Source organism: Microbulbifer mixtoriginis (SeqCode) (assembly GCF_052466765.1).
The window spans coordinates 3,376,647-3,394,525 of sequence record NZ_CP174289.1; the positions used below are offsets into that span (position 1 = coordinate 3,376,647).

Here is a 17,879-nt window from a genome sequence, read left to right on the forward strand (position 1 = left end):
GTCGGAGGCCTTCATGCCCCACAACTTTATGCAGAGTACAACTCCCGCGCTGCTGGTGCTCGCTGATGGTAGCGTCTTTGAAGGACGCGCAATCGGTGCCCATGGCAGTTCTGTTGGCGAGGTCGTGTTCAACACATCCATGACCGGCTACCAAGAGATCCTCACCGATCCCTCCTACGCCCGCCAGATTGTGACTCTGACCTACCCACACATCGGCAACACTGGCACCAACCAGGAAGACGAAGAGTGCGCTGATATCTGGGCTGCCGGCCTGGTAATCCGCGACCTGCCGCTGCTGGCCAGCAGCTTCCGCAACGAGCAGTCCCTGGAAGACTACCTGCGCGAGCGCAATATCGTTGGTATCGCCGATATCGACACTCGTCGCCTGACCCGCCTGCTGCGCGACAAGGGTGCACAGAGCGGTTGCATCGTTGCCGGTGACAATATCGACCGCGAAGAAGCCCTGGCTAAGGCCAAGGAATTTGCCGGTCTGAAAGGGATGGACCTGGCCAAGGTAGTGAGCACCAAGGAAGCCTACCCCTTTAGCGAAGGTACCTGGGAGCTGGGGGAAGGCCACAAGGCCGCGCCGGAGCAGCCCTTCAAAGTAGTGGCTTACGACTTCGGTGTGAAGCGCAATATCCTGCGTATGCTGGTGGATCGCGGCTGTGACATCACCGTAGTACCGGCGGAGACTCCGGCTTCCGAAGTATTGGCGATGAATCCCAACGGTGTATTCCTGTCCAATGGCCCCGGTGACCCCGAGCCCTGTGAATACGCGATCACCGCTATTCGCGAAATCCTGGACGCTGGCATCCCCACCTACGGCATCTGCCTGGGCCACCAGCTGTTGGGCCTGGCGGTGGGCGGTAAAACTGCCAAGATGAAGTTCGGTCACCACGGCGGTAACCACCCGGTACAGGACCTGAACAGCACCAAGGTGATGATCACCGCGCAGAACCACGGTTTCGAAGTGGATGCCGACAGCCTGCCGAACAATGTGGAAGTTACCCACAAGTCCCTGTTCGACGGTACCTTGCAGGGTATTCACCTGAAGGACAAGCCGGCCTTCAGCTTCCAGGGACACCCGGAAGCGAGCCCCGGCCCACACGATGTGGCGCCGTTGTTCGACCACTTTATCGATTTGATGAAAGAACGCGCCTAAGGGCGTAGCCGCCCAGGGTAGGGCAATTAACCGCCGCTTTTGCGGCGGTTTTAACAAGAAACGAATGAAATTTAGCGCAGCCGGCCTTTGCCGGTAGTAGAACGGAAGAAAGATGCCAAAACGCACAGATATCCAAAGCATTCTGATTATCGGCGCAGGCCCCATCGTGATCGGCCAGGCGTGCGAATTTGACTACTCCGGCGCCCAGGCCTGTAAGGCGCTGCGCGAAGAGGGTTACCGGGTGATCCTGGTGAACTCCAACCCGGCCACCATCATGACCGACCCGTCCATGGCCGATGCCACTTACATCGAGCCGGTGGAGTGGCGTACCGTTGCCAAGATTATTGAGCAAGAGCGTCCCGACGCCATCCTGCCTACCATGGGTGGCCAGACAGCACTGAACTGCGCCCTGGACCTGGATAAGCACGGTGTCCTGAAGGAATTCAATGTCGAGCTGATCGGTGCGGACAAAGACGCTATCGAGAAAGCGGAAGACCGCGACCTGTTCGACAAGGCGATGAAGGCCATCGGCCTGGAAACTCCGCGCGCCAAGATCGTCCACTCCATGGAAGAGGCGAAGAAAGTACCGGAAGAGTTCGGCTTCCCGGTAATTATCCGCCCGTCCTTCACCATGGGTGGTTCCGGTGGTGGTGTGGCCTATAACTGGCCGGAGTTTGAAGAGATCTGTAAGCGCGGACTCGACCTCTCCCCCACCAACGAACTGTTGATTGACGAATCCCTGCTCGGCTGGAAAGAGTACGAGATGGAAGTGGTTCGCGATAAGAACGACAACTGCATCATCGTATGTTCCATCGAGAACTTCGACCCGATGGGTGTACACACCGGAGACTCCATCACCGTTGCTCCGGCGCAGACGCTGACCGACAAGGAATACCAGCTGATGCGCAACGCCTCTATCGCGGTACTGCGCGAGATCGGCGTTGAGACCGGCGGCTCCAACGTACAGTTCGGCGTTTGTCCGAAGACTGGCCGCGTGGTTGTGATCGAGATGAACCCGCGCGTATCCCGCTCCTCCGCACTGGCCTCCAAGGCCACCGGCTTCCCGATTGCCAAGGTCGCAGCCAAGCTGGCAGTGGGTTACACCCTGGACGAACTGCAAAACGATATCACCGGTGGTGCTACCCCGGCGTCCTTTGAGCCGTCCATTGATTACGTTGTCACCAAGATTCCGCGCTTCACCTTCGAGAAATTCGGTGAAGCCGATGCGCGCCTGACCACCCAGATGAAGTCTGTGGGTGAAGTGATGGCGATCGGCCGCACATTCCAGGAGTCCATGCAGAAAGCCCTGCGTGGCCTGGAAGTGGGCAGCTTCGGCCTGGAAAGTAAAATTGACCCGAGCAAAGACGGCGCTGAGACCCGTCTGCGCAGCGAACTCTCCGTGCCCGGTGCCGAGCGCATCTGGTATGTGGGCGACGCCTTCCGTATGGGCATGAGCGTCGGTGAAGTTTACGACCTGTCCGGTATCGATCCCTGGTTCCTGGTACAGATTGAAGAGCTGATCAAAATCGAAGAGCCGCTCAAGTCCCTGCCCACCTCGGCGCTGACCACTGAGCATATGCGTTTCCTGAAGCGCAAAGGCTTCTCCGATCGCCGCCTGGCGGACCTGCTGGGGGTGAGCCAGAAGACTGTGCGCGAATTCCGCCACAAGCTGGGTGTATTCCCGTCTTATAAGCGCGTGGATACCTGTGCTGCTGAGTTCAGCACCTCCACTGCGTACATGTACTCCACCTACGATGAGGAGTGCGAAGCGCAGCCGTCCGACAAGAAGAAAATCATGGTACTCGGCGGTGGCCCCAACCGTATCGGCCAGGGCATCGAGTTCGACTACTGCTGTGTACATGCCGCTCTGGCGATGCGCGAAGACGGTTACGAGACCATCATGGTCAACTGTAACCCGGAGACTGTTTCCACCGACTACGACACTTCCGACCGCCTCTACTTCGAGCCGGTAACCCTGGAAGACGTGCTGGAAATCGTTGCCAAAGAGAAGCCGGAAGGCGTGATCGTACAGTTCGGCGGCCAGACCCCGCTGAACCTGGCGCGCTACCTGGCCAACGAAGGTGTGCCGATTATTGGTACCACCCCAGAGCAGATCGACCGCGCCGAAGACCGCGAGCGCTTCCAGCAGATGATCATGCGTCTCGGCCTCAAGCAGCCGAAGAACGCTATCGTACGCTCTGTTTCCGAAGCCATCCAGGCGGCGAAAGACGTGGGCTACCCGCTGGTTGTGCGCCCGTCATACGTACTGGGCGGCCGCGCGATGGAGATCGTCTACAAAGAAGACGAGCTGCTCACTTATATGAAAGAAGCGGTACAGGTTTCCGACGAAGCGCCGGTGCTGCTGGATCACTTCCTCAACGCCGCCATTGAGGTGGATATCGATGCGGTATCCGATGGCCAGGACGTTGTGATCGGCGCCATCATGCAGCATATCGAACAGTGTGGTGTTCACTCCGGTGACTCCGCTTGCTCCCTGCCGCCTTACAGCCTGCCGGCGGATGTGCAGGACCGTATGCGCGAAGAAGTGAAAGCCATGGCTCGCGAGCTGGGCGTAGTTGGCTTGATGAACACCCAGCTGGCCTACCAGGACGGCGAGATCTACGTGATTGAGGTGAACCCGCGCGCTTCCCGTACCGTACCTTTCGTCTCCAAGTGCATCGGTACTTCACTGGCGAAAGTGGCTGCGCGCTGTCAGGCGGGTATCAGCCTGCAGGAACAGGGCTTTACCGAAGAGATCGTACCGGACTACTACTCCGTTAAAGAGTCTGTATTCCCGTTCAACAAGTTCCCGAAAGTGGACCCGATTCTCGGCCCCGAGATGAAATCCACCGGCGAAGTAATGGGCGTAGGCGCTACCTTCGCAGAGGCTTTCGACAAGGGTCTGGTTGCCGCTGGCGACCGCCTGCCGGAGTCCGGACGCGCGTTTATCTCTGTGCGCGATTTCGACAAGGCCGACGCAGTGGGCGTAGCTCGCGATCTGGTAGAGCTTGGCTTCGAAGTAATTGCCAGCCGCGGCACCGCCAAGTTCTTGCAAGAAAACGAAATTCCCGTTACAACCGTCAACAAGATGAGTGAAGGTCGCCCGCATATCGTCGATATGATTAAAAACGACGAGATTGCACTGGTGGTGAATACCACCGAAGGACGCCAGGCGATTCGCGACTCTGCGGATATCCGTCGCAGTGCTGAGAACCACCAGGTGTGTTACACCACCACCCTGGCTGCGGCACAGGCCATGGCGATGGCCATGCGTCAGGAGCAGCCGCTACAGGTTCGCCGCCTGCAAGACCTTCACCAGCGTGTGGTAAAGCTGTCTTAATCATCTAAAAACAATCTGTCATTTCCGACCGGGCCTTGTGGCAACACAGGGCCCGGTTGCGTAGTAACAATAATGGAGGTCCCACAGTGAACCGGGTACCAATGACCGTTGAAGGCGCTGAAGCGCTGCGTTCAGAGCTGGATAATCTGAAAAAAGTCGAGCGCCCTGCGGTGGTAGAGGCCATTGCCGAAGCACGCGAACACGGTGATTTGAAGGAGAATGCCGAATACCATGCGGCGCGGGAAAAGCAGGGCTTTATTGAGGGGCGTATTCAAGAGATTGAAGCCAAGCTGTCTCACGCTCAAGTGATCGATGTGAAGTCGATTGAGCCCAGCGATAAGGTGATTTTTGGCACCACGGTAACGATTATTCACCTGGATGACGATGCTGAAGTGACTTATAAAATCGTGGGTGATGACGAAGCGGATGTGAAGAAGCAAAAAATCTCAGTGAACTCGCCGATTGCCCGCGCACTGATTGGTAAGGAAGTGGGGGAGGTTGTTGTTGTGCATACGCCTTCCGGCGTAGTGGAATATGAAATCGATACTGTAGAGCATCTATAAGAGGTCTCTTAGTAAGGAAAAGGGCGGCCAAAGGCCGCCCTTTTCCTTTGGGGCAGGAGCAGTTTTACTGGCGAACGAAACTGTTGTTGTTTTGGCCATACTGAAGAACCTTGGCGGTTTCATTGTGGCCAAATTGAGCAACAAGACTGTTGTTACTAGTACCGTACTGGGCGACTTCGGCGTGGTGCTTTTCACCTATTTGCCCCACGTAGACATCATTGCTGTAGCCTACTTGGATGGTTTTACCGAAGTGGTGGCTGCCGGCTTGAGAAATATCCCCTTCGTTGTTCCAACCATCTTGGTACATATGGGCTTCATGGCCATAGCCGATTTGACGAGAATCAAGATCGTTGTGACCGCCCCCTGCCTGAATAAGGTGAGTCCTGTGAGATTTACCTGTTTGGAAGGTATCAGCATGATTCATTTCGCCAGCCTGTGAGACCATGGCTTCACTGTCATAGCTATTTACCTGAGTTACAGAAGCATAGCTATAGTCGCTATTTTGTAGAATGGTGGCATGGTTACCGCTGCCAGACAGTTGGTAAGTTCTTGCTTTATTTCCATGGCCATCCTGGAAATGGTAGGAGAAACTGTCGTATTCATCAAACTGGAAGGTTAGGCTGCTATTGTCGATGCCCATTTGCTCGCTCATAGCTGTATTGCCTGCCCCCCCTTTTTGGTAGGCATTGGCGTAATTGCTGTAGCCCTCCTGATGCTGAAGAACCGTACTGTGATGTTCATGCTCCTGAATACTAACGGCCGTATTGTATCCCCCGTGTTGCTCCTGTTTAACATAATTGTGATGACTACCTGGGCCGGCTTGATCGATATAACCCAGGTGACCCATACCATGTTGATCCTGGTAAGCGGTATTGTCATCGGCCATGGCTGCACCACTGATCACGAAAGCAATAGCGGCAGCGATTGGGGTTAAAGTCTTCATGAGTATCTCCATTACTACTTGAAAAGAGCATCGTATTTTGGGTTCAGCATTTACCGGCTGAGCGGGCGCACAGAATAATTCACCCGAGTATTTTGCAGTAAGTCGCTAGACTGTGATTAGCGGCAATACTATAAATTACTCAGATATACACTCGCTGTAAGTGCCTGTACAAAAAGGTAGAATCGAAGGGAAATCAAAGATAGGAAATAGCTGTTTCATTCTGGTTGGCATCCCTGTTACTGCTTAGGAGTCCATAAGTTCGTTCCGTCTTTATTATTGTTGCTTCAGTAGCTTAGAAAAACCATAGGATAGAAGTATTAATTGTTTAGGAGGTTAGTTTTAGCCAGGAAAGCGATAAAATAAAAAGACTTTCCTGAGTAAGGTATTTAATTTAAAGAATAAAGCCTGTAGAGGCTAGTAAAAAAGAATACTCTGCAGCGAGCATGGGTTCAAAAATACCAAAGACCGATAAAAGTCTTTGGTATAATGGGGGAAACAATATCTACTGGTTTACTACGGCGGTATTGCCGTAACCGGTTTGGGTAATATTTACTGACCCAGAGAATCCATTCTGGATAACTGTGGCCTCATTCATGCCGCCTGATTGATTGACAATAGCCAAGTGTCCACCACCCATAGCCCCGCCTCCAGATTGCATAATTGTCGCCTGGTTCATATAGCCATCTTGAGTGACGTATGCGCTGTTATACCAGGAGACCTGAACAATTGTAGTGTTATTGGTTTCACCCCTTTGGATGATATCGGCCTCATTATGCATATCGGCTTGAGTTATTTCAGCATGGTGAGATATTCCTGTTTGAGAAATAGTGGCGTAATGTCTCACCCCTTCTTGCTTGATAATTGCCTTGTGATGAGAGCCATCCTGGAATATACGGGCTTCTGAGTTGAAGCTCGCATACTGTCCAACCATAGCGCCGTGAACAGTACCGATTTGCTCTATAACAGAAATGTTGTCACTTCCAAGGTGTTGTTGAATTTCGGCTTCGTTCCCAGCGCCATTTTGACGGAGAGTAGCTTGGTTGTTTTTAGTGGCAATCTGATAAGTATTAGAGCGGTTGTCCATGCCTGACTGGTAGATCAGAGTTTCATTTCTAGATCCATCCATCTGTAGGCTGTAGGCATGATTTAATTTACCTTCTTGAACTTGGTGTATTAAGCTGTCGATTACATCAGTTTGAACAGACTTTGTATTATTTAGGCTGCCATTCTGGGAGATTTTCACATGGTTATCGGTGGCGCTATTATCTGATTGATCAATCACGGCATGATTGATATTACCAATTTGATCGAGTGTGGATGAATTCTCTGCTGCATATGTTAGTCCGCTGTAAGATATCAGTAATGCGAGCGATGCAATAGGAAACTTGCTCACTTTCAACTCCTGTTTACTGCTTTATCCATTTTGGTTCAGTGTATTTCTGGACGAGCTATGCATTCACCATTTTGAAATTAATAGCTTGTTGTTTTAACTTTAGCCTAGCTGGTATGGAAAAATGGCTGTTGGCGTAGGGAGCTTTGATTTGTGAGTATTGCTTTAAAGAAGGAGGGGGGGTTAGACTTGTAAAAAAAGCAGAGTGAAATGAGTTTGATGTCGCCTTTAAGGCTGGCTCAAATGAGGCTAAATTTTAGCTTATCCTATAGAGCAAGCATAAAGACATTGGCGTCATCAATTTGAGAGGAGGCTATGTTATTGTCGTTAGTTTATTGTGCTGTAGAAATAAGGTTTGAACCTCACAGTCTGTGTCGTATCAATTGTAGTACTGCTAACGATTTGAGTTGCAAGCGCCATATCCATGTTACTACCGGACTGGGATATGGTTAACATGTTAATATTGCTAGATTGATCAGTTGCAGCATAATTATCTATGATCTGCTGATTGGTAATGGAGCGGTTGATATTTCCTATTTTATTGATAGTCATAATATTATTCTCCGAATAATGTGTTGTCACTTACATTTTTGTTTCCAGATTGAACAACGTGAATTTGGTTTTACAGCGTTTTTGATTAGAGTGAGAGGTATTACCTGGATCTACAATTTGAAAAATTAATACGCTGCTCGTGCCGCCGTATTGGGTGGCGTTGATAGTATTTAAATTACTGATAAACTGTATAGCGGCTAAGGTAGTTCCTCCAAGAGCACCTCCTGTATGGGTGATAGCTGCTTAGTTTGTGTTTCCGTCAGTCTGATTTATGCGAGAAATGTTGGAACCTTTACTTTGAGTTATGGTTGCATAGCTTAAGTTGATGTTAGTTTGATTTATCGTTGCTAACTGCGGCGCAAAGCCACTCTGAAAAATTTCAGCTGCTGAATTGTTGGCGGATATTTTTCTTGTGGCTGTTTCATTCATATTGTCTATTTGGCGAATTACGCTAAAAGAATTGAGAGCATTATCCTGTAAGGGTTCTGCCTTATTTACATTGTCTGTCTATGACTGATAACGCTATTGTTACTGTGATTTATCTGTTGATAAGAAGATTAACAAAATCGACCATTCTGATTGAGAAAGACATTGTTTGATATCAGTACAAAGGCTATTAATACTCTAGCTTTAATCGAAGTATATTTCTTGATGGATTACTCCTAAGAGACATCAAATCCAAATTGTGGGAGAGGTGACTTACAATATGGCTATAAAAAAATTGTCATCTTTATAATGAAAAATAATTTGTATTAGCTTTAGAGTAGGGCACATCTCTCGATTTTAAGCAATAACTTCAATTTCCTTATGTTGAAAGCAGATTTCCCAGCTAAAGATCATATTCTATCCTGGGTCGTTCAGCATACATTTGCAATCCTGTATTATATACATCTTTAGATCTCTCAATGAGGGATACCTCACCAGTAATTCTGCAATCCCTTTCTGAGAGTGTGCGACTATTCTCAGTCTGTAAATCTGGCATCGTTCGTTCTCACTCAATTGGTAGTAGTTAATCAGTGTCTTTATCTTGGCCAGGAAAGATGCCGACTCTATCAGCTGAGCCCTCCCTTACCTATTACACCTATTATCAGAAATAAAGTGTAACTGTTAGATTGGTTGTAGAATTTTTAATTGTTGTGAGCAGGTTGATTGGTTTAATAGGCCTCAAGTGAAATCGCAAGTTTCTGCGATAAAAGTGAGTGTTTGTGTTTAGCTCCTGATTTTATTTCATTATAAGTTGTACTTAGTGGCGTATGGTTTTTATGTGGAAGATTGGGGTTCTTAATGTTTGGTGTTTGTCTTACGTAAAGACTAGTATTTCGCGTTATAAATTTTTTCAGTAAATTAAAAGCTGACCCAATATGGGTCAGCTTGTTTAAGGCTTTAAATGATAGTTCTAAGGGAAGATAAAGGAATTATTGTTACCAATTTGGTTTACTCCCATTATCAAGCCGCCATTTTGTACTACAGAAATAAAGTTTGAGCTTCCGTTCTGTGTTGCATAGAATTCGTTAGAGTCTCCAGTCTGGGTGATATAGTATTGATTCATGTTACCGCCAAGCTGAGATATGCTGGACACATTCATGTCACCAGTTTGAACTGTTTGAGCAATATTGTCTTGAGTTAATTGTTCTGTAAAAGCGTGGTTGTCGTCGCCAGACTGAAAATGTACAGCTAGGTTAGACTCCCAGTATTGCTCGACATGACTGTGGTTGTCATCTCCTGACTGTGCAACATTTAGTTCATTATATTTGCCAAACTGGTAAGAGAAGGAGTGATTTCCTGATCCTCCGATCTGTGAAACGAATCCAGTTTGGGCATTGCCAACCTGAGTGGCATCAATAGTGTTATAATCGCCACTCGCTTGTGTTGTTTGCATTTCATTGTTTCCTATGAAATGCCCTTCCTGGTTAACAGTAGTAACGTTTCCTGTTCCGTTAAACTGCCAAACTGTAGCAGTATTTGAGTTTTTAGTTTGGTTTATTGTGGCAAAGTTTGAGTTGACGCTATTCTGATTGATCCATGCCATCTGGCCGCCCCACCCACTCTGCGAAATTGCTGCGGATGAGCCGTTTGTTGACCATTGATTCGTAGTGGCACTGTTACTGTGAGAGGTTTGGGTGATGAAAGCGAATGAACCTGAGGCCCCATCTTGTAATGATGCAGCACTATTTGAGTCTCCGACTTGAGTGTGACTAATCATGCTACTATCGGTGTTACTCTGCTGTTGAGGGACAGAGGAATTAAAGTCGCCATTCTGATTAATAAGAATAACACTACCAGTAACAGTGGCATCTACAGCCGGAAGTGCGCTATTTCCATTACCCATTTGATTGACGATAACTGTCTGGGATAAGGCGCCACCGGCGGCAATTGCCAAGAAAATTCCTGTGGCAATTGGGGTGTACTTTTTCATTGGTTACTCCTTAGAGATATCAAGTTCTGCTAGAAAACAATTTTTTACTAAAGAAAATATCTAAACAGCATCGAAAGCAAGTGAACATTGTTTTTCCTGGTGTAGGAGAAGTTCTTCAAGATATCCACCCCAAAAAATTAAAAGAGACGCCAGGCCTCCTTGGATCCTCTGGTGAAGCATTTCTACCTCTTAAATATGAATATCAGCTTGATGCTGAGTAGAGTTTTGTAGTGAATAAGAAAAACTGCTATAGGATAAAATTCTCTATAGATTGGGAAGAAAGTGTGTTTCTAATAGATAGGAGGGTTCAACTGCCATTATCGTAGGTCTATGGTCAGATTTTTCTTGATTTTAAAAATTATCTGTAATTTACATGCGTGACACATTTTAAATTATGATCTGTGGGGAATGTAAGAGATTATTCTCAGTAAGTGTTTAAGCTTGGGTGATTGCTCATTCTTTACGTGTTTAATCGTGAATCAGAATAAATTAAAGTGACAAAAAAATAAGGTCAGACTACTACTCTGTTTTGATTGTAATTTAATTTTCCATTATGATTTATGATCTTAGGTGTTAGGTAATTATTTTGCTGCTATAGTTTTATAGCTCTGGTATTGTCTGAAAAATCCAGAGATGGGCAGGAAAAATTTTCTTTATCGAGAGTTAAATGGGGGGTGTTTTTTGGTATATCCAATAGGGGGTGGCTCTGTTCTCTTGGAGGGTTGTATTTATTTTTAGCTTGCTTATCTTTTTTAGTGATTGGTTGCCAGGTCTGTCTGTGGAAAATGAAATTATTTAGAGTTTATGAGTGTTCCTTTATTCTTCTTAATTAGAATATGGAAGGCCAGTCTAGTTAGAGGTGGCCCTGTTATGAGCGATTTAACCTGCTTTATTGCCATCCGGTAGTTGTATTATTTTGCTAAAGTTATTTTTACCTCCCACATGTGAAATTTTAGCATCATTATTTCTGCCTTTCTGGTGGACAATAGATTTGTCGCCAGGCGAAAATATCTGAGAGGCCGCAGTTAGATTGGAGCTGCCTCTTTGAATTGCTTCTATAGAGTTAAAGTTAACTGCTGACTGAAATGCGGCTATAACATAATTCCCAAAATCCAATCCTTCTTGGCTGATAGTAATAGAGTTTGCATTAAAACCTAATTGGTTAACCGTAGCTTGGTTGGGGCCACCTTTTTGGGGTACTACTTTAGTACTTTTTGAAGCTCCAAATTGAAAAATAAATATATCTTGAGTTCCAAAACAACTTTGAGTAATTTCAGTGGATGAGTTAGCGCTTTATCGTTGTACGCTTTCAGAGTAATTATTATCACCAGTCTGGGTAATAACAGAATCAAAAAAGGGAATTATGAATTGATCTACCAGTATTATTGTTGCCATGTTGTGTCTGTTTGATCGACAAGTTGTCCATACTTTTATCTTGTAAGGTATATGCGGAGTTATTATCACCAATTTGAACTTGTCTAACATGGCCGTCTGCTTCTGGGGGATTTCTATCGATACCTGTTGACATATTTCCAGTGCCCTTCTGGAAAAGGATGTAGGTGTCAGCTATGGCTCCACTGTTAGTGATGGCAATAATTACGCCAGCAGCGATTGAGGTGTGCCTGTTTACCTGTTGCTCCTTTGGGGAGTCAGGTTTGGCTAAAAACGATTTTTCGGATGAAATGTTTAGGAGAAATTAAAATTATTGAGGATTAACTTTTTCCTTAAATGGAAAACTCCTGAGGTATTAAATTGAAGTGATTATTAGGGGGGTAAGTTGTAAATTTCTTTTTTAGGCATGGCGGCCTCGTGAATATCAACTTTGCCTTAGTTAAAGTTTTGTAGAAAAAAAAGAAGCTGTCATAGGTTGTAAGTATTGATAAGCTGAGAAGAAAGTATGTTATTTTCATCAGTAAATTAATGGGAGTCAGTTTATTTGGAGTTCCGTGCTTGTAGTGCTACAATCGTTTTTTATCTTTTAAATATTCTTGTTAAGGCTGTTATCTTATAGATATTTAAGAATATTCTTTGTTACTTTTCTTTAATAAAAAAGGCGATCAAATAATGACCGCCAAATGATATTTTCTCTCTAAGGAACTACAGTAGTTACTACTGCAAAATGGTGCCGACGTTTCCTACTCCATTTTGAATAGCTAAAGCCATTTCATTAGAGCCAAATTGAGCTGTGGAGTGGAAGTTGGCGATACCAGTCTGCGTGGTTGACGCATGATGGCCGGAACCAAATTGTGCCTGCAGAGAGGCGTTCAATAAACCGTTTTGGTCAGTCAGTGAGGTATGACCAATGCCATCTTGAAGAACGGCGGAGCCATTCAAAATACCGGTTTGCACGGTTGATACTAAGTTGAGAGCGCCATCCTGAAAAACGGCGGAACCATTTAGTATGCCTGATTGCACAGTTGATACGGCGTTGAAAGCGCCATCCTGAAGAACAGCAGAGCCATTTAAAATACCGGTTTGTATAGTTGATACGGCGTTTAAAGCGCCATCTTGAAGAACAGCAGAGCCATTTAAAATGCCGGTTTGTATGGTTGATACGGCGTTGAAAGCGCCATCCTGAAGAACGGCGGAGCCATTTAGTATGCCTGCTTGCACGTTTGACACCAAATTGAAAGCGCCATCCTGAAGAACGGCAGTGCCATTAAGCAAGCCGATTTGCGTATTTGCTACACCATTGAAGGCGCCATCCTGAAAAACGGCGGAACCATTTAGTGTACCTACTTGTGTAGTAATTACACCGTTGAAGGCACCATCCTGAGCAACTGCCGTACCATTTAGTGTGCCAGCTTGCGTAGTCAATATAGAATTATTATTACCGCCTTGGAGATGCAAAGCACCATTTAAGGTTCCTATTTGCGTAGATGTTGAGTTATTTGATGAACCGGTTTGGGTATGGGTGGCAATGTTCACGGTGCCAACTTGATTCGCAACAGCAGTATTGTGATCCCCGAGAAATTGGGTCATTGTTGCAATATTTGCCGTGCCAAACTGGTTTGCTGTAGCATGATTATTAGAACTCAGAAATTGAGTGACTGTGGCAAAGTTCGCATCACCTACTTGGTTAATTGCTGCTTTATCATTTACTGAAGCGGTTTGCGATATAAAGCCAAAGTTTGCTTCCCCAGCCTGATTAATAGATGCTTCTGACATAAATGCTGGGGCGGCTTGTGAAGTAATACCGACGTTTCCACTACCTTGCTGAACAACTGAAGCTGAATTTTGAAGCCCGCCGGTTTGAGTGGATGATGCACTGTTGCCAGTTCCAGTTTGATTGTGGTGGATATTATTACTTTGGCTGCCACCAGTCTGCGTTGCATCAGAGTCGTTAAAGAATCCGTTTTGAGTTTGATTTACATAATTGTTATCGTTGCCCGGTCCTATTTGCGTTGACGTGGCGCTATTGCCAATGCCAGTTTGAGATTGATGGGTGATATTACCTGATGCTAAAACAGCACCACTGGCGCTGAGTAGAATAGCGGCTGCGATGGGGGTTAACGCCTTCATGCGATACTCCTTTACTCTTGACGTTTTGATCCAGCACACACAGTACTGGAATTACTGACATCTTCCAGATGTCATGGATTCACAATACAGGTTTCCTAAACTCCTGGAATAGCTGCATCGTAGAATTCTGGCTGAAACAATAAATCAGAAATTAGTACTTCAATTTACTAATTTACTAGGTTTGCTTAACAGATTTTCTGTCACTGTGGAGGCGTGTTGTCTCCCAGATACTGCATTGGGGACCACTCTTGAGAGAGGGCCAGTTTGGCTTTGAGAAATTGATCTCTAAACAACCTAAAGTCTGCATGACAAAATGTCCAAGAGGTGTAAAACAACATTTGATCAGATATGTATTGAGTTTTGTCTGTAAAGCGAAGGTACGCTATAGGACATAAGTCACTAATAGATAGGAATATAGTTCTTTTGTTGTGGCTTTATTTTTAATGTGTGATTTGGCTCTCAAATAACATCAGTTTTCATAAAGGGATTTTCTGCTCAAATGGCCACTACTTATGTTTTTACGCAGCTAGATTGCTCTGGATCACAAGGTTGAAGAATTTAATAAGAAAAATAGGTTGTTATTCTTTAGCATTACTTTTGTTGTTAAGATGTTTTTATGGGAATCTGTCAGGCTGCTAATTCTGACAGATATTTGAGATGTTAGGTTTAAGGGGGCTCAGAGTTGCGTAATTTCAGTCAAATTGGCGGATAGAGGTAGTGGTCGCGGTGCCTATTACAGTTACAGAAGTATGTAGGCCATGGCCACTTTGATAGATATTAACTTTGTGTAGCATGCCAATTTCTTCCACTTGAGCACTGTTTTGTGTGCCGAATTGGGATATACCTGCGGAGTTAGCTGTACCATATTGCTCTATATTAATCAGATTTTCATAGCCCACCTGGATTAATCCGCTCAGGTTTTGTTCACCTATTTGACGTGAAAGTACAATATTATTCTCTCCTGCCTGTGTTACAGAAAGACTGTTTCTATTACCATCTTGGTGAGCAGAAGTATAATTGGTTCGGCCCGATTGCCGTACGTTAACATTGTTCACGCCACCTTCTTGGTTGATTACTGTGAGATTGGAGACTGATAGAAGGTTAGCTGTGCTCAATTCGCTGCTTAAAGCGAGTTCACTGCTGGCATCCAAATCAGACGCTGTACAACTTTTTGTATATCCCCCGGTACACAATCCGATGACTATTGGAAGGAATAAGAGGTGATTTTTCTGACTGCCAAACATAATTTACTCTACTTCGTTGTACTGCCTGATCCCAGTTCACCGTCACATAATAACGGTGCTGTCGTTTAAATAGTATTGCAGTATGGGATTGTTAATTTCATCGGGATTCGCTAAGGCCCAAGAATTATGCACAATCCCCTCACTGATCAAGTGAATCACCGCAGATTCCATAGCTGAAAGCATAGCAAGTTGTGCTGGCTCGTTATATGTTACCCCGGCTTCCAACTCCAGTAAGCGTCGGAATTTAACATAACGAAATACATCGGCACTGATTGCTTTGGAGTAAACAGTTTTTGATGTCAATACAGAGTGCAATATTCTGCCCGAGCGTATATCGATTGCTCTTAGATTGACCGTCACCTGATCGACGCGGTATTGCTCATTGGCACCGATGCCAAAGTATCTTGCTCCGGCACCACCGGTTTGAATATTTTGATCGTAGGCGACAATTCCGCCTTCAAGCAGTACGTTAGCTGCAATTAGAGTTGGTAGAGGAATATTATTATTGGCTGGAGCATCGGGTTTGCTGAGCCCGGCACGTATAATTTTTCGCTCGGTTAAAAGGTTTTGTAAGCCTTCACGCTCCAATGCGATAAACCAACCGGATTCATTGAGTACATCGGTCAACATAGCGGCTCCACCCTGAGTAACCGCAGTAGAGAAGCTGCTGTTTGGTGCTGGCTTGTATTGTCCGGTTTGATCGCGGAAACTATATACAGCAGCCAATATCTTCCCTTTAGGTTCAGGAAGATTTACCAAATCCCGATAGGTATTCATTCGTGGAGTCAGCATGGCATCAGTCCGCCCAGGGCCAAATAGGGCATCACCAAGGCTTTTAAATGCTGAGCATCCGCTTAGTGTGAGAGTAAACGCCAGTGCGGGCAAGGCTAAGGCTTTTGTTATTGCATTGCGCATTGCCAGTTTTCCTTCAGTGTTGATTCTTATCTAATTTGTGGGATTGAGACCACTGACAACGATCTCACTTTTGTCCCCAGTACTTCTGTCTGTGATTAGTACCGTAAGAACGCCATCGTTATCGACAATCTGTACGATAAAATCGTCGGTAATTAACTCACCACTATTGCCGTCACCGACATCCGTTAGCAGTTGATTGAGTAGTCTTGTTTCCAATGAGTCAGTAAAGCGATCCAGGGCACTTGGTTGTTCGTAGAGACTGTCATGCTTGTCGGGGTCTTCGTGGCTATCCTGAGATTGCGCGCTTTGCAGCAAGTAGGTTCCATTAAGAGGATTGCCGCCAAAATTCGGGTTTACTGGCTCATAAATTAATTCAGTCGCGATCACAGAGCTACACGAGAATAGGGCAGCTGCCAGGCTAGCTGGATAAACAAGGTGATTTTTGTTCATTAGAATTCGTCCTTTCCCAAATCAAAATTATCTATTAGGGCACTGCTCACGCGATCCTTTAGGACCGCTTGATGAATATATTGGGCTGCTTCGTCTGCAAGGCGATGAATATTGTTGGTACTTGGGCTGATAAATCGTCGAAATACAATTTTGTCGTTGTAGGTAACCCATATTAAGTTTCCCCAACGAGCTGAGGGTCGCTCGTAAACTGTTAAATTGTAAGTGGCATCGGGATAATTCAGATTTCTATATTCACTAAGGTATCTGGCAAAGTCGTGGCCTGTTCGGGTAATTGTTCTGTCGATATTAAACCCGCTGATTTCATCCTCAAGTCTTCCTGAGTCAGTGTCTGCAGGAGGAACTCTGGTGTCATCCTGAGCAAAGCCTACAGTTGTGAGAAGAATGAAAATCAGCGGGGTTAATCTCATATTCTCTCTTCCTGGAGATTGAGTTTTGCCCAGTTGCTAGCTTGTAAGCGATTCTTCACGCCGATTTTCCGAAAAATGTTATACATGTGATTTTTAACGGTGTGTTCGCTCAGGTGTAGTTTCGTAGCGATGACGCTATTGGGTTCTCCCGTTGTTAGTTGCCCTAGGATTTCCTGTTCTCTACGAGTGAGAGGAAGGGGGGATTGCGAATTATCAGCGTGACTGCTTTCACAGCTATGAATGGCTGTACTGAGTCTTTGAATAAGTTTTTCCTGGCTAATGTTATTATCACACAACAAATAAAAACCACTTTGCCGCAGTTTTTCTGAGATGTGGGTTGGTAAGTTAGCAGGAAAGTTAATAAGAATTGCTTTTGAGTGTCTGATTTTCTTTAAGTCAGAAAGAAAATCCTTAGAGTAGCTGTTTGTTCCAATCTGCCAGCAATCAATAATTATCGCCTCGTAGTGTTGTAAACAGTGCCTTTGCTTTCCTATACAGGCTTTTTCCCATGGCATGGGAATAGACTGAGAAAACAGTGAAAATAAAAGATCGCCCTGAAGGCCGGAATTGCTAAAAAAAAGAACCGGCATATACCTCGTACCTCTCCTTGAAACAAATGGAATCCTCTCAATTCGAAGAGCGGAATCCGTTGTCGACTCCTGTCGTTTAAGTTTCCTGGTTGATCTTTGAAGACCTCAAAAAAATATTGCTGTTAACGCTAAGTACCTCTTTGTTTAGGGAAAATAACTCATTTCGTGAGAATTTAGTTTGGAGTGTAGTCGTGGGTGTAAGGTGTTCTGGAAAATATGATGCCTGTTTTTGTTTCACGGTAAGGGAGCAGTGAATGATGTCGTCAGTAATTTTTATTGGTTGAATTTTATGTGATTGATTAAGTTTTGCTTTTTGTTTTTGAGTTTGTCTCTATTTTGAATGGGAAAGTTGGCAGGGGGTTGT

At 45.7% G+C, this 17,879-nt stretch carries 12 protein-coding genes; 3 read left to right on the forward strand and 9 right to left on the reverse strand.

All coding sequences use genetic code 11. The features are described 5' to 3' along the window. Positions 1-13: 13 nt before the first annotated feature. From carA to greA, 3 genes are all read left to right on the forward strand, one after another. A complete protein-coding gene (carA, locus tag ACJJIV_RS14745; RefSeq protein ID WP_444889462.1) occupies positions 14-1,162 on the forward strand; it encodes a glutamine-hydrolyzing carbamoyl-phosphate synthase small subunit in 1,149 nt (382 codons plus the stop codon). A 112-nt stretch (positions 1,163-1,274) separates the two neighbouring features. Next, a complete protein-coding gene (gene carB / locus ACJJIV_RS14750; RefSeq protein ID WP_444889463.1) occupies positions 1,275-4,502 on the forward strand; it encodes a carbamoyl-phosphate synthase large subunit in 3,228 nt (1,075 codons plus the stop codon). A gap of 86 nt (positions 4,503-4,588) precedes the next feature. Beyond that, positions 4,589-5,065, forward strand: coding sequence for a transcription elongation factor GreA (greA, locus tag ACJJIV_RS14755; RefSeq protein ID WP_444889464.1), 477 nt, complete (start codon positions 4,589-4,591; stop codon positions 5,063-5,065). 64 nt (positions 5,066-5,129) lie between these two features. Here greA and ACJJIV_RS14760 read toward each other — a convergent pair whose 3' ends face one another. The 9 genes from ACJJIV_RS14760 to ACJJIV_RS14800 all read right to left on the reverse strand — a co-directional run bounded on the left by ACJJIV_RS14760 (position 5,130) and on the right by ACJJIV_RS14800 (position 17,515). Continuing rightward, the gene (locus tag ACJJIV_RS14760) at positions 5,130-6,008 is read right to left on the reverse strand and encodes a hypothetical protein (protein ID WP_444889465.1); all 879 of its coding nucleotides are present in this window, start codon (positions 6,006-6,008) and stop codon (positions 5,130-5,132) included. A gap of 502 nt (positions 6,009-6,510) precedes the next feature. Next, the gene (locus ACJJIV_RS14765) at positions 6,511-7,401 is read right to left on the reverse strand and encodes a hypothetical protein (protein ID WP_444889466.1); all 891 of its coding nucleotides are present in this window, start codon (positions 7,399-7,401) and stop codon (positions 6,511-6,513) included. 1,945 nt (positions 7,402-9,346) lie between these two features. Next, positions 9,347-10,366, reverse strand: a complete 1,020-nt coding sequence (locus ACJJIV_RS14770; protein WP_444889467.1) for a hypothetical protein — start codon at positions 10,364-10,366, stop codon at positions 9,347-9,349. Between the two features lie 2,109 nt (positions 10,367-12,475). Further along, positions 12,476-13,888, reverse strand: a complete 1,413-nt coding sequence (locus tag ACJJIV_RS14775) for a beta strand repeat-containing protein (protein WP_444889468.1) — start codon at positions 13,886-13,888, stop codon at positions 12,476-12,478. Between the two features lie 692 nt (positions 13,889-14,580). Continuing rightward, the gene (locus ACJJIV_RS14780; RefSeq protein ID WP_252083225.1) at positions 14,581-15,132 is read right to left on the reverse strand and encodes a hypothetical protein; all 552 of its coding nucleotides are present in this window, start codon (positions 15,130-15,132) and stop codon (positions 14,581-14,583) included. Positions 15,133-15,174: 42 nt separating this feature from the next. Continuing rightward, positions 15,175-16,047, reverse strand: a complete 873-nt coding sequence (locus ACJJIV_RS14785) for a CsgG/HfaB family protein (protein WP_252083224.1) — start codon at positions 16,045-16,047, stop codon at positions 15,175-15,177. Between the two features lie 30 nt (positions 16,048-16,077). Further along, complete coding sequence (locus tag ACJJIV_RS14790; RefSeq protein WP_444889469.1) at positions 16,078-16,497, reverse strand: curli assembly protein CsgF; 420 nt, start codon at positions 16,495-16,497, stop codon at positions 16,078-16,080. Beyond that, a complete protein-coding gene (locus tag ACJJIV_RS14795; protein ID WP_444889470.1) occupies positions 16,497-16,925 on the reverse strand; it encodes a CsgE family curli-type amyloid fiber assembly protein in 429 nt (142 codons plus the stop codon). Before ACJJIV_RS14795 ends, ACJJIV_RS14790 begins: the two co-directional genes overlap by 1 nt. After that, positions 16,922-17,515 carry a helix-turn-helix transcriptional regulator gene (locus ACJJIV_RS14800; protein WP_444889471.1) on the reverse strand — a complete coding sequence of 198 codons (594 nt, stop codon included), beginning with the start codon at positions 17,513-17,515 and terminating at the stop codon, positions 16,922-16,924. Before ACJJIV_RS14800 ends, ACJJIV_RS14795 begins: the two co-directional genes overlap by 4 nt. Positions 17,516-17,879 lie beyond the last annotated feature (364 nt).